Genomic DNA, 14386 nt, shown 5'->3' with positions numbered 1-14386 from the left:
ATATTTCAGAGTGTGAAAAAAATTGACTTGGATCAGTTCTCACAACTGAAATACCCCCAAAGTAGTGGTTTACCACAACAAAACGACTTAAATCATTGATAAACAAATAAATTAAACTTCATTTTTAATTGAGCAAAAAAGAAGCAAACGAACTAAAAACTAAAAGAAACAACAATAATCTGTAAAAAAGTTTCATTTTTAGCCAACAAAATTACATGTGGACCCTAATTTTTGTGCTACTGAGAGTATATCGAATGCGTCATATCTCTCTACAAACCACCTTTCTTTTTGTGAAAAATGTGCGAATGTTAACGTTTGTGTAAATCAGTTCAGGTTACCACCAATCTTCTACGTAACAATTCGTTTCCAGATTGCATACATTTTCTTCAATAATTAGTTTTTCTCACAAATACTAGGCCAAATACGTTAGTTTTTTTCATTTCTTCCGACCGCACTTTTGCCTTACATTACCGCCTAAAATTACCCCCTCTCTTTTTCACTATTGTGAACGTTTACGAGTAAGCAACATGCAGACTTTAGAGTTAGCTATTTTCCTACAGTTTTTCTTAGGTTTGGTCGCAGCAGTGAACCCTGTTGGTATCATGCCTGTGTTCGTATCACTGACCGGTCATATGACACCAGAAGAGAAAAGCAAAACCGCCACGACAGCCAATGTTGCGGTTGCGGTCATTTTGATCATTTCTCTTTTTGCTGGTCAGTTGTTGCTAGATATGTTCAGCATTTCTCTGGATTCTTTCCGTGTTGCTGGCGGCTTGCTACTTCTTAGTATCGCGTTCTCGATGATGAGCGGTAAGTTGGGTGAAGATAAGCAGAACAAACAAGAGAAATCAGAATACGTCAGCCGCGAACAAATCGGCGTAGTACCACTGGCGATGCCATTAATGGCAGGCCCTGGTGCCATCAGTTCAACCATCGTTTATGGTGCACGTTACCCAAGTGCACTTGATACCGTTGGTATTAGTGTCACCATCATGCTGTTCTGTTTCTGCTCTTGGTTGCTATTCCGTTCTGCGCCTTTGATCGTACGCTTTCTTGGTCAGACAGGTATCAACGTGATCACGCGTATTATGGGCCTGATCCTTGGCGCATTGGGTATTGAGTTCATTGCTAACGGCCTAAGAAACCTATTCCCCGGTTTAGCCTAACTTTCCCAACTTCTGGTATGATGTTGCAATCCGTTTCATTTTAACGCTGACAGTGCAACATCATGCCTCGCAAGTCTCTTAAGCATCATTTATACGTCATCATCTTCGGCACGCACACTCGTGCTGGGCGCATTTTCGATATCGCGCTGATTATTGCGATCATCACTTCTCTTGTGGTTCTCATCTTAGAGTCCTTACCATCTGTGATGACAGAATGGTCACGAGAACTGCGTTATATTGAATACACTTTTACTGCCCTATTCACAGTTGAGTACTTATTAAGGCTTTACTGTTCTCCCAAGCCTAAGTCTTACGCAACCAGCTTTTATGGTGTAGTCGATTTGTTGGCTATTTTGCCAACGTATCTGGCGATCTTCTTCCCTGGCGCATCGTTTATGGGTGTCGTGCGATTGCTGCGTGTCATGCGCATCTTCCGAATCCTAAAACTTGTACGCTACCTGCAAGATTCCAACATCTTGTTGCGCTCTCTGTTAATGGCGCGTCGTAAGATTCTTATCTTCTTTAGTACTGTAGGTATTCTGGTCACCATTTTTGGTGCGCTAATCTTCGTTATTGAAGGCCCACACAATGGTTTTACGAGTATTCCGAAAAGCATCTACTGGGCGATTGTGACGATCACTACCGTGGGCTACGGTGACATGGTGCCGCAAACACATCTCGGGAAAGCCATCGCGTCATTAACCATGTTGCTTGGTTATTCGATACTGGCGGTTCCCACTGGCATTATTACCGCAGAATTGAGTAACGAGATGAATGCTCATAAAGAACTGGTGAAATGCCCGAACTGTAACCGCTCCGGCCATGATTCTGATGCGATGCACTGTAAGCATTGTGGTAGTGAGTTAGCGGATCCTGACAATCGCGTCGTGAGTGCAGACGAGGAAGAATAGAACAGGAATCGGCTTTCGATGCCTAAAGTGGAGCGCTCCCGAGTCTCAGGGCGTGATGCGTGATGCCTCCAACAAGAGATTCCCGACTGCGCTCCTTCGTCGCTTTCGGGAATGACGCGGCGTTAGTTTGGAGAACAATATCTCTCACTCTAAAGAACGAGGGCGCCAGCCCCCTCTATTTGTCTCTCTTAATAAAGAACTTTCGCAAAGTACAGCCCGTTCCGTACTCCAGACTTACGATCAAAAAAGCCGATGAATTCACATCGGCTTTTATATAGCGTTTGGCTCTCAAGAAACGTAGTGTTCGTTCTTTTAAGCTTTCTCAGCAAGAATGATGCGTAGAGTACGGCGTAATGGCTCTGCTGCACCCCATAATAGCTGGTCACCAACAGTGAAAGCGTTTAGGAAGTCATCGCCCATTGCCATCTTACGTAGACGGCCTACCGGAATAGAAAGCGTACCCGTTACTTTCGCTGGAGTGAGTTCTTGAGCCGTGATGTCACGATCGTTTGGAATCACTTTAACCCAATCGTTATGCGTTGCGATGATTTCTTCAATCTCATCCATTGGTACATTTTGCTTCAGCTTGATAGTCAATGCTTGAGAGTGACAACGCATCGCACCGATACGTACGCATGTACCATCGATTGGCACTGGCGCATCTTGGAAGCCAAGGATCTTGTTCGCTTCTACACCCGCTTTCCACTCTTCCTTACTCTGACCATTGTCGCGTTTAACGTCGATCCAAGGAATCAAAGAGCCAGCTAGCGGCACACCAAACTTATCCGTTGGGAATGAAGAGCTGCGCATTGTGTCGGCAACTTTCTTATCGATGTCTAGAATAGAGCTTGCTGGATTAGCCAGTTCAGAGCTCACAGAATCGTTGATCACGCCCATCTGAGAAATCAGCTCACGCATGTTTTGTGCACCTGCGCCAGACGCCGCTTGGTACGTCATTGCACTTGCCCACTCAACCAAACCTTTCTCGAACAGGCCGCCAAGGCCCATGAGCATCAAGCTAACAGTACAGTTACCACCAACAAAGGTGTTAGTGCCGCCGTGAATGCCTTGTTGAATTTGCGCTAGGTTCACAGGATCTAGAGTAATGATGGAGTCTTCTGCCATACGAAGTGTCGAAGCCGCATCGATCCAGTAACCTTTCCAACCAGCTTGACGAAGTGCTGGGTAAACTTTCTCTGTGTAACCGCCACCTTGACACGTAATCACTGCATCAAGTTGTTTTAAACTGTCAATATCGAACGCATCTTGAAGTAGACCAGCTTCTTTACCTAGGTTTGGAGCTGGGATACCTATTTGAGACGTGCTGTAGAAAACTGGCTCGATCAGATCGAAGTCTTTCTCTTCGACCATGCGCTGCATCAGAACTGAACCGACCATGCCGCGCCAACCAACTAAACCTACTCTCATCGCATTAACTCTCCATGTATATTTTTGAAACTTTCTCCATAGTTCAATTTTCGCCACAAAATCTCAAGCCCTAATTTGCAAATAAACACAACTTTTTTAACGTTTGCCGCGAATTTTTATAATCCCAGTTATTTTCTTCTCTTTTCTTATTGATTAACCATCTAATTCCGCCCAGAAAACTGTGAACGTCACGCGATAAGGTCTTACCACTCAGTAAGAAAACAACAATTGCAGCACATATTTTTTACATCACAAAACATTTCAAACTATTAAACTTAAAGTTTTTTAGTTATTAATTTCACAAGCAAACGTTTATGCGGACGAAAGTCAAGATAAAGCACCAAATGTTCGAAATATAATTTTTGTTAATGTATGTTAGGCGCGATTAAAACAGGGAGCGGCCTTCCTCTATTGCTCCATGAACGACAGAGGCACATATGAAGCAAGTTACAACACGTCTTCCTAGTCTGATACAGGTATTTATCTCACTAGGTTTGTTTCTTCTTTTGGCATTTTCATTTACTGCCAAACTAGACCTTCCAATTCAGCTTGCGCTGTACATTGGCTGGTTCATTATCATGCTATTGGGCTTAAGACTCGGCCATCAATACAAAGACCTAGAAAAAGCAGCACTAAACGGTATTTCTAATGGTTTGGGAGCAGTGCTTATTCTTCTTGCTGTAGGTGCCTTAGTGGGGACTTGGATCTCTGGTGGTATCGTACCAACCATCATCTACTACGGTCTGAAAGCGATTCACCCTTCTATCTTCTTGCTGGCGACCATGATCATTTGTTCTCTGACTGCCTTGGCAACAGGTACATCTTGGGGTGCGGCGGGTACAGCAGGTATTGCGATGATGGGTATCGGTCAAGGTCTTGGTGTTCCAGCACCAATCACTGCGGGTGCGGTTCTATCGGGTTGTTACTTTGGTGACAAGATGTCTCCACTTTCAGATTCCGTGATCCTTGCTTCTTCTATGTCGAATGTAGAAGTGGTTGAGCACATCAAGGGCATGCTGCCTATCGCACTGATCAGCTACATCATCACAGGTATCATGTTTACCGCATTTGGCTTCCACTTCGCAGGTAAAGTGGATATGAGCCAAGTGGATTCTGTTATTCAGGCAATGGAACAACAATTTTTCATCACGCCTTATTCCTTTGTCCCAGTGATCATCGTATTGGCTCTATTGGCGATGCGCATGCCTTCTTTCCCTGTGATCAGCTTCGGTTCACTACTAGGTATTACCTGGGCAGTGATGATTCAGGATGTAGACTTCCTAACGGCATTTAATACCGCTTGGGCACCATTTGCGATTTCTTCAGGCGTGGATTTCATTGACTCGATTCTAAACCGTGGTGGCATGTCTTCTATGCTGGGCTCTGTTGCGGTGATCGTGTTTGGTCTAGGTTTTGGCGGCCTGCTCGACAAAGTCGGCGTACTAGAGACAATTGCGAAACTATTCGAGCGACGTGTTCAGAGCGCAGGCTCACTGGCAACCAGCACGATTGGTACCGCCTTCATGGGTAACGTATTTGGCTCTGCGATGTACGTATCACTGATTCTTACTCCTAAGATCTGTGCGAAGAACTACGACCGCCTTGGCTACAAGCGCAAGAACCTTTCTCGTAACGCAGAGTTTGGTGGCACGCTGACATCCGGTATGGTGCCGTGGAGCGATAATGGTATCTACATGGCAAGCATCTTGGGTGTGGCAACATTGTCGTACGCGCCGTTCATGTGGCTGAGCTTCGTGTGTATCATCGTGACCATCTTTACTTCTTACATGGGCTGGTTTGTTGATAAATGCGAACCAACGGCTCCAGCAACAGAAGAACAAACAGAAGCTGAACTAAAGCAACAAACAGCTTAAGGCTTCAGCTTTCTATAGCTAGAAACCTTCCATGAATAAAAAAGGACCGATGATTCGGTCCTTTTTTGTGTCTGCAATTTCGTGTTGTGACTTCTAAATAATTACGCCGATTTAGTGCTGGCTCTTACCGCAGAGCGCTTACCCAAGGCATAACCAAGTACGAGAGGAGCAAAGAAGATCACTAGGATAAACAGAATAAAGTAGATGATGGTGCTCTTCACAAGCTCAATCAATTTGTCCATCGCCAGATTCACCACCTCTTGTGATACGTGGTCTAGGTCCTGAGCAAACTTCTCACGCTCACTTGTGATGATTTGAGCGATCTCTTGGCGCTCTCTCGCCACCATCAATTCCAAAGCTTGGCGCTCATCACTCAACTGAGACAAACGCTCTTCCGTTTTTTGGTCAATGTCTTCCACTAGAGGCTGCAATTGAACGGCCATCTGCTCTGCCAAGTTACGCATGTACTCAGGGTTGTTGTCGATAAAGTCCTTCAACGACTCAGAAGTCACCTTCAAGCTGTTTAGCGCTGCGTTGACTTGTTCAATACTTGCTGAGCTGTTGAGTGCCAGCAACTGCGCTTTCCAAGTCATGATCTTAGGTGTTTGTTCTGAGACCAAACTTAAACGGTCGGATACATCACCGATGGCTTCAGGCATTGTACCAAGCGTAGTAACGGCTTCTTCCTCACTGATTTGGTTTGCTTGCAACCATGCTCGGTAAGCCGGCGTTCTGATCATGCTTAAATCAGCAAAAGGATACTTCTCGACAAAGTCTGCCACGAATACTTGGGTCTTTTCGTACACGTCTTTCTTCAATAGCGATTTCGCTAGTTTATCGACTTCTTTTGCCAAATGTTCAGACACTTTTTTTGCTTCGCCAGTCGCAAATAGGTCTTTGCCCGCCCCTTCACTGTAGAACTGGTTCATCTGGTGAGTGAACACCCACGTATCAATCAGAGCAGCCATTGGTGAAACTTGGTAAGCAGCAGCTTGAAGCCCCTCTTCCGCATTGATTTTCCAGAGCAGAATATAGGATTGGTTTACTTTATCACTCGGCTCATAGTTTTCTTGGAGCACATCGGCGGCTTGCTCGACTTGAGCAAAGAATTGCTGAGCATATTCACGCGTCATAATACGCATGTTCAGCTCTTGTTTGGTGAGCGGTACAGTTTGGCTGTCGATTTTCACCTCTAACAGAGAACACCCTGAAAGACTTAAAACCAAACAAGCCACCATCAATGAGGACAGTCGACGGATGGACATGAAATTACCTATGGTCAAAATGTGTAGAACAGGAACAGTGGCGAACCAAGGCATCAGGTTCGCGAGCGTCCCTTAAATACCTTAATCTTTTCTATTTTAAGTCAGAGGAATATCAATCCGTTAGCACTTCTCGAATGTTTTCACTATTGAGAACTCTTTCGGCAAAAAGTGTCGTTTTCTTTAACGTATCTTCTAACTGATCCAATTTATCGTCTGAGACTTGCTCGCCTTGTTTGATTAAAGATTCGATATCCCCAGAGATATAGTGTAGAGGCATTGCACCTATACTGCCCGATACCCCTTTCAAACTGTGCGCAACACGTTGAGCATGCTCCTTATCCTTCCCTTCAGCAATAAGACCTTTGAGCTTTTCGCTGTCTTCAGCGTGATCTTGGATGAACACTTCCAATAACATGCGCACTGACTCTTCATCACCAGACAGTGAGTCGAGCATTTTCTCTATATCAATATAAGGCTCTTTGATGTCTGAATCTTCGCTCTCGGTCGCCATGTTTTGAGTCGGAGGCGTTGCACCATCATCCTCTTTAGGACGAGGGAGTTCTGTCTGAACCGCAGATTCTGCTTTTTCAACCACCTCATGTTTCGTTTCAACCAAATGCGCTTTTTCTAGGTTTGAAACTGCAGTAGATGGAACGGTTGGCGTCTCTTCATTCTTATTTGGCGTTGACGATTCTTCCGTCACAAGCACTGTTTTAGAGAATAAAGACCAAGAGATAAGCGCAAGTAAGGAACCACTTACTAACGCAAGAAAAGTGATATAAAACGTCAGTTTTTGCTCAAGGGAACTAATCACTGAAGCCAGTTGGTTCGGGAACTCGGGGTTAAGCAGCTGATTAGAGAGGTGGCTGCCCTGCGCGTGAGCGGCCAATACGCTTGAAGTCTGCGCTAATCGACGCTGAAATGAGGCTTGTTCTTTGGATTCAAGGTTCTGTGATTCGGTAAACAAAAAATCCAGCTCTTGGTATGTGTCAGCACTTGTTGCTGCGTCGCTGAACATGGCTTCCAGTACCAAAGCGCCCAAACGGTAATACATGGTGCGAAGTTGCTCTGAATTGCTGACAGACTCGCGACTGTTGTGTAACTGATCTGCGAAAGCAACTAGCTCACTATCGCTCCCAATAAAGGTTCTAGCGCCTTCAAGAAAACGGTCTGTGGAATAAAGCAGCTGAGTTAAATCCGGGGAACCCCACCCGGCAGAATGTTCGCTTTCAAGTTGTAAGCGAACAGCGTAAACAAGCTGAAGCTTCAGAGAGACTTGATCAACGTGTTGTGCACGATAAGGCAATTCGAAGTGGAAGATATTGCGCACCTCGTCCACTTTGCTGCTGAGTTCATCAATGGTCGAGATCGTGCGGATAGTTTGTTGCGCTTGCAGCCAAATACCCACGGCAAATGCACACCACACAGCAAACAAAAGCCAGACAGCTCTTCTAATTCCCTCTTTGAATTGCAGCAATGCTTTTCCCTCGACTATTTCTTATTAATAACAAGCATATACCATGAAGCACGCGCTGACTGTGCGCACTTCACATAAAAAAAGAGAGCATAATGCTCTCTTATTATCAATTAGTTACGGCTTAACTGATCTTTTAGGTTTGGTGGCGTACCTTTGATCGTTAGCGTATCTGTCTCTGGATCGTAGAAAATACGCTCGCCAAGTAACAAGCTATCAAAGCTGATATTCAAACCACCACCAGCGCCAACGTACTTAGTTAGCTTGCGTACGGTAGAACGGTCACCAGGGAAAGACTCTTCCAACTCGTAGCCTTGCTCTTTGGTAAAGTCCATAAAGCTTGTGCCATCTTGGCTTGGTGGCAACTCACCAGACAGTTCAGAAATTTGTACTTCGTCGCCTGATTTGATTTGCTCGTTACAGTAGTTGTAAACCTGCTTTTTGTACTCGTTCGCTTCTTGCTTCTCAAGCTTAGAATCCGCACAAAAGTCTTCTACCGCTTGCATTAGCACTTGGTTTTGCTGCTTAGTATCTAGACCAACATCCGCTTGTAGGAAATCGAGGAAAAAGTCTGCTACTTTGCGACCAACGCGACCTTTGATGTAAGAAAGGTAACGATTTGACTCACGGTCTGTGTCGTAACTTGAAAGATCAATGCGCGCTGCAATGTCCATCTTAGTGATATCTAGGTAATCCGTCGCATCAATATCCAAGCCTTCAGTCACTTTTAGACTTTGGTTCATTGGCAAGATACCAATAAACAAATAGTCAGTTGCTAAGCTTTGGTACTCAGCAAAGACTAAGATACCCTCATCAGCAAATGGGTACTTAATCAGCTCTTCTTTCAAGCGATTTGCACTAATTTGTGAGAAATCATAGAAATCTCTCTCCCCTTTGCGCATTTCTTGAAGCCAAAATTGAAATTCGCTGTCTGATTGGAAAGAGCCGAAACCTTTGCCTGCTTTCGAGTGGAATACGCGATGCAGTTCCGCGACAAGGTTTTCAGTAGAGGTATCGTTTTCTAACGACGCCGGGCGAAGTTTAACAACCAGTTCGTCCTGATCGTTTTTGCACAATTGATGCAGAATAACGTTTGAAAGATGAAGGCTCATAGTGATTTTATCTTGCTACAAGGTTTAAGTTGTTGGGCATTGTAGGTTATCATAAGCCGCTTTTACTATCATTATTAGAGTCTTTATGCCGATTACATCTAAATATACTGACGAACAAGTAGAGAAAATTCTTGCTGAAGTGGGTGCTGTACTTGATAAACACGCTGCCTCTCCTGAGTTGACGCTAATGATTGCGGGAAATATCGCAACCAATGTCTTAAATCAACAAGTTGCTGCTTCACAACGCAAAGTTATTGCTGAAAAATTTGCTCAGGCACTGATGTCTTCTCTTGAAGCGCCAAAAACACATTAATAACGGATAATAGAACAAGTACATGGTAGACAGCGGAAACTCATACGGCGAACGCGTATCTCGACTAGTAGGTTGGGGTCACTGGTTTGCATTCTTCAACATCGTTGCATCGATGTTGATAGGTACACGCTATATCGTTCAATCGCCTTGGCCAGAAACCCTTATGGGGCAATTTTATCTGGCTGCATCTTGGGTTGGCCATTTTGGCTTCCTTGTTTTCGCCCTGTACTTATTAGTTCTATTCCCGCTGACGTTTGTCCTGCCATCAAGGAAACTTTTCCGCTTGGTGGCAGTGATATTCGCAACGGTTGGTCAAACCGTTTTATTGATTGATACTCAAGCGTATCAATCCATTAATTTGCACCTGAACCCTGTGGTTTGGGAGCTATTGTTTAGCGAAGATAAAAGTGCGATCAGTTCCGATCTCCAACACCTTTTTGTGGTGATGCCGCTTATTTTCCTAGTGCAACTTGCGCTTTCTGAGTGGGTTTGGCGCAAACAACGCAAACTTTCCCATAAACACGTTGGCCGTCCTTTAGCTGCCGTGTTCTTCTTAAGCTTTATGACCAGCCATTTGGTTTACATTTGGGCTGATGCTTACTTCTACAATCCGATTACTAGCCAACGCTCTAACTTCCCATTGTCATACCCGATGACGGCGAAGAGCTTTATGGAAAAACATGGCCTCCTTGACCGTGAAGAGTACCTAAAACGCCTAGCAGAGAACCAAGGCAACATCGATTTAGTCAGCTACCCGCTAGAAAAGCTTGAATTCAATCGTCGTGGTAACAAGTTAAACGTGCTGATGATCAGCGTGAATAACCTTCGTGCAGATGCACTTAACCAGAACGAAATGCCGAACTTGTATAAGTTTGCGCAAGACAATCAAAACTTTACGAATCATTACAGCTCAAGCAATGACACTTACGGTGCATTTGGCTTGTTCTATGGCTTGCCAAGCAGCTACGCAAGCAGCATCAAAGCGCAAGGCAGTGCGCCAGTATTACTAGACGTACTAAAAGATCAGGATTATAGCTTTGGTCTATTCAGCGGTAACGGTTTTGAAGATGACCTGTATTCAGAAGTTATCTTCCGAGGCTTGAATCTGGCTAATGAGCTAGATGGCACACAAGCTCATACCGACAAGCAGTCGATTGCAGCTTGGAATACATGGCTAACTGAACAAGCGAAAAAACCTTGGTTTAGCTACATCGAAGTTACCACCGTCGACAACTTTGAATCTGAGCCGATGGCTGCTAACGAAGAAATTCCAGCCAGCGAACGATTTAAGAAAGCTTACGAGCAGTCAGTGAAATCCGCAGATAAAACGGTTGCAGAAATTATTGCTGATTTGGAAGCGAATGACTTACTGGCGAACACCATCGTGGTTATAACCTCGAATCACGGCAGTGAGTTTAACGAAACCAATACCAACAGCTGGGGAGCAAACAGCAACTACAGCCGTTACCAACTGCAAGTACCAATGGTGATTCACTGGCCGGGAATGCTACCAGCCGAATTTACGCACAGTACGAGCCACTTAGATTTGTCTGTAACGCTTTTACAAGATATGTTGGGTGTATCTTCAAACCCTTACGATTACAGCAGTGGCCGAAACTTATTTGATGAGAGCCGTCGCCGTTGGATTCTAGCTGGTGACACGCGTGAAATCGCACTTATCACTAGCTCACAAACAACCGTTATAGACAAATTCGGTAACTATAAGCTCTATGATGACAATTATAAGCGTTTGAGAGAGTCTACACCGAAGCTCCCAGTGCTAATGCAAGGGCTGACAGAACTTCAGCGCTTCTATTCAAAAAGCAATTAATTGAACAAAAGCTCTCCACTCGGAGAGCTTTTTCGTTTCTTTTCTCCACAAACAACACAAAATCGTGCAGTAAACATCCAAACGGTTCATTTTGGGGTTTACAAGATTTTCAAAGCCTTATATTATTCGCGTCAACAACGGAGAGATGGCTGAGTGGTTGAAAGCACCGGTCTTGAAAACCGGCATACGTTAATAGCGTATCTAGGGTTCAAATCCCTATCTCTCCGCCACTATTAAGAAGCCTCGCTAGAAATAGCGAGGCTTTCGTCGTTTTAGCGCTTTGGAAATTACGGGATTTCTAAATCCCTAGTTGAACGCAACCCCGAACTAGGCGTCCCCACACTCAGCCAAGTTCAGAAAAAGCCGGTCTGGTCCTCTAGGCACTTTCCGATACGCAAGAAAAAAGCTCACTAAGATTTAGTGAGCTCTCATCGTTAAGTATTGGTATGAAAGAGTTAGTTTCCTTTCGCTGCCTCAATCCTTTTATCGAGGTCTGGATGAGTACTCAACCACTCAGGCAACTCGTCATAACCTTTGTTGCGGAACAACTCAAACATTTCAGCCATCGGCTTTGTGTCGCCATAAACCTTGAGCATCGCCTCTCTTGCGAATGCATCGGCTTGTATTTCGGCTTCTCTGGAGTAACCACTGGACAACACAAACACACTTGCCCCGGCAAGATTGTCCACGATGCCAGAGCTTTCACCAGTTAAAAGAGCGACACCAACAGAAAGGACACTCGAATACACCAACCTCTTTAGCATATGGCGATGATGAATATGACCAAGCTCGTGAAGAATAATACTGTCCAACTGTTGCTGATTTTTAGACAACGCAACTAATTCATCGAGCAGCACAATCTTTCCACCAGATAAGGCAAACGCATTTGCTCCTAGCTCAGAAGATCGGAAAACAATCTCTACTTGATAAGGCAATGCCTCTAACTGCGTTAAGTGCTGCTCTACCCTGCTTCGAATGGCTTCTTGTTCGGCTTTACTCAGCTCACTCGGGTCCCAACGGGAATCCAAGCTTTGAAGTACCTTTTCGCCAAGTACAACTGAGACACTGTCAGGAATAGCGTATGCGACTTTGTCGCTCACCCAAGGTAACGCGTAATAATATCCCCCGAGCACAACGGCAATACATGCCATCGCAGACACGCCCCAAGCAAGCCAGTTCGATTCAATTTTATCAACAAAGCTTGACCTTTTATTTGCCTCCAACCACCGAGACACTTCTTCAGTACGCTCGGTAACGAAAACCCAACCATTGGGCAGCTTAAATCTGACGGGTAGATTGCCGACAGGAGCAGTAATGTCCGCATGTTGCTGATCACAGCTAAAAATATTGTCAGCAACAACCAAACTCAGCGAGTTAGCTTGAGCGACATCCAATTTGGCTTGATGTCGCTCAGAACTTTTTGGTGGAAACGCGGTTCCTTCAAACTGCATTAACCGATTCCAACACCGAGATCGAAGGCTTGTGCAACTTCATCAGAAATCGCTGATTTTACTTTTGAATCTTGGTCTGCAGCTTTCAGTTGGCTCATGTCTCCAACGACGATCGTCTTGTCAGCAACATAGCGAGAAGTACGAACCATTACCCATGGTCTCGCAATACTCAAGGTCACAACTTGTAATAGGAAGTTTGAGATAATCAGCCACATGTAGCCATCAACTGTATAGGTAGACTTAAACGTAAAGTTGTTTTCTTCTTGCCCTTCTTTTTCTAGCTTCATTTGGGAGAACAAGTAGTTACGAGTTCTTGTTGCTGTGTATGCCGTCAAGCCGATGGTTAAGCCAATCATACCAAGGTACATGACAACCATTGTAATGACAGGGCTAGATTCATTCAGTGAAGCCAAGTCGCCCGTTGCCGCTTCCATTAGCCCTGAGCTCCCGACCATCACAATGACCGCTACAATCGCAAGCGCGACAGCTGTGCTAAGGCCGATTGCCACGGCTTTCAGATAGGTTTTTACAAAGAAACTGGTTTCAAGTTCGCCACTAAACTGCCAATCACCATAACGGTAGCCATTAACAAAGTAGCGTTGAACGCCAACCACAACCCAACCATAAAGTGCAGCCATAACGACGACTGAGCAAAGCCCTAAAATAACCGACGCAGCTTGCGAAACGCTCGCAACCGCCACACAGATACCAATGAAAACCATGACTGCCAGCGCTGCACCAAAGCCTCGGCCAAGTATGCTGATGTATGCATCTTTTAGTGACGAATTAAAAGAGAAGTGAACATTGCGGTAACTCGTCATTGCAGAATCAAATCGTGCGTTGCTCCATAACAACCATGGCAGGGCGACATAAAACAGAAGTAAGAGCACAAGCGCCAGTTGGGGAATGAATGAGTTTGCGATACCCCATAGCAATACAATCGCCAGCGCGACTAAACGCCCCTTTAAGATTTGCATTGGCTCGGCATGATACTCAAAATTATCACCGTCGATGTACGTGTTACCGTAGAAGTAGCGCTTTGTTCTTACTTTGGCCCAAGCAGAGTAAATTCCAAGCGTAACGATAGAAAGTAGAACATTGACAATCCAGATGCCAAAAAACTCTCCCCCTCGCCCTTTAAAAGAGATGGTATTGGAAATGCGTTGATGGTTCATATACAGTCCGAATAGTTTATTTAATTTTATGAATTTAAAGGCGTTATCCTATCTCATTCATAAATTGATAAACTTGACTGCCATAAGCAAACTAAACATCAATTATTTATAAAATACATATTAATTATGAATTCAAATTCACCAAAAAAAATAATTTAATGGTCATTTCCGCGCAAATGAAAGCATCTAAAGTGATAGAAACCACCCACTCAGTGAATTTAATCAACAATGGCTCATTATCACTAAAAAACTCAAAAACCTGAGACGTCACCTTACCAATCAAAAGGTTAGTTGCTGATTACATTTTTTATCAGGCGAATTGTAAGGTGTTTATAACTATCTAAATACCGCGAAGCCCCCTAATATTCGCCTCGGCATAAGGCAGG

General features: G+C 44.5%; 11 protein-coding genes and 1 tRNA gene. 6 read left to right on the top strand and 6 right to left on the bottom strand.

Translation table 11 applies throughout. The features are described 5' to 3' along the window. Positions 1-527 precede the first annotated feature (527 nt). Both H735_RS01750 and H735_RS01745 read left to right on the top strand, forming a co-directional pair. Positions 528-1166: a YchE family NAAT transporter gene (locus H735_RS01750; RefSeq protein ID WP_005439704.1), complete on the top strand. Its 639-nt coding sequence runs from the start codon at positions 528-530 to the stop codon at positions 1164-1166. A 62-nt stretch (positions 1167-1228) separates the two neighbouring features. Next, entirely contained in the window at positions 1229-2077 is an 849-nt protein-coding gene (locus tag H735_RS01745; protein WP_020196360.1) for an ion transporter, read from the top strand. A 312-nt stretch (positions 2078-2389) separates the two neighbouring features. Here H735_RS01745 and asd read toward each other — a convergent pair whose 3' ends face one another. Further along, positions 2390-3505 (bottom strand): aspartate-semialdehyde dehydrogenase, encoded by a 1116-nt coding sequence (asd, locus tag H735_RS01740; protein WP_020196359.1) that lies wholly within the window; start codon positions 3503-3505, stop codon positions 2390-2392. 437 nt (positions 3506-3942) lie between these two features. Between asd and nhaC the strand changes: the two genes are divergently transcribed. After that, complete coding sequence (gene nhaC / locus H735_RS01735) at positions 3943-5379, top strand: Na+/H+ antiporter NhaC (protein ID WP_020196358.1); 1437 nt, start codon at positions 3943-3945, stop codon at positions 5377-5379. Positions 5380-5480: 101 nt separating this feature from the next. On the opposite strand, the gene H735_RS01730 is transcribed toward nhaC, so the two are convergent. From H735_RS01730 to yejK, 3 genes are all read right to left on the bottom strand, one after another. Continuing rightward, positions 5481-6644, bottom strand: coding sequence for a hypothetical protein (locus H735_RS01730; protein ID WP_005439710.1), 1164 nt, complete (start codon positions 6642-6644; stop codon positions 5481-5483). Between the two features lie 112 nt (positions 6645-6756). Then, a complete protein-coding gene (locus H735_RS01725; protein ID WP_027726712.1) occupies positions 6757-8121 on the bottom strand; it encodes an Hpt domain-containing protein in 1365 nt (454 codons plus the stop codon). 110 nt (positions 8122-8231) lie between these two features. Next, positions 8232-9230: a nucleoid-associated protein YejK gene (gene yejK / locus H735_RS01720; RefSeq protein ID WP_005432897.1), complete on the bottom strand. Its 999-nt coding sequence runs from the start codon at positions 9228-9230 to the stop codon at positions 8232-8234. A gap of 85 nt (positions 9231-9315) precedes the next feature. Between yejK and H735_RS01715 the strand changes: the two genes are divergently transcribed. The 3 genes from H735_RS01715 to H735_RS01705 all read left to right on the top strand — a co-directional run bounded on the left by H735_RS01715 (position 9316) and on the right by H735_RS01705 (position 11604). After that, a complete protein-coding gene (locus H735_RS01715) occupies positions 9316-9543 on the top strand; it encodes a YejL family protein (protein ID WP_009707299.1) in 228 nt (75 codons plus the stop codon). Positions 9544-9565: 22 nt separating this feature from the next. Beyond that, positions 9566-11374: a DUF3413 domain-containing protein gene (locus tag H735_RS01710; protein WP_020196356.1), complete on the top strand. Its 1809-nt coding sequence runs from the start codon at positions 9566-9568 to the stop codon at positions 11372-11374. Positions 11375-11513: 139 nt separating this feature from the next. Then, positions 11514-11604 (top strand) — tRNA-Ser (locus tag H735_RS01705). Positions 11605-11829: 225 nt separating this feature from the next. Here H735_RS01705 and H735_RS01700 read toward each other — a convergent pair. Then, on the bottom strand, positions 11830-12825 hold the full coding sequence (locus tag H735_RS01700) for a M48 family metallopeptidase (RefSeq protein WP_020195686.1): 996 nt from the start codon (positions 12823-12825) through the stop codon (positions 11830-11832). Next, positions 12825-14000, bottom strand: a complete 1176-nt coding sequence (locus tag H735_RS01695) for a YjgN family protein (RefSeq protein ID WP_020195687.1) — start codon at positions 13998-14000, stop codon at positions 12825-12827. The genes H735_RS01700 and H735_RS01695 overlap by 1 nt, the downstream gene beginning before the upstream one ends. Positions 14001-14386 lie beyond the last annotated feature (386 nt).

Origin of the sequence: Vibrio owensii CAIM 1854 = LMG 25443 (assembly GCF_000817815.1) — a bacterium.
Classification (GTDB): domain Bacteria; phylum Pseudomonadota; class Gammaproteobacteria; order Enterobacterales; family Vibrionaceae; genus Vibrio; species Vibrio owensii.
This window is presented reverse-complemented; position numbering and strand designations above follow the sequence as displayed.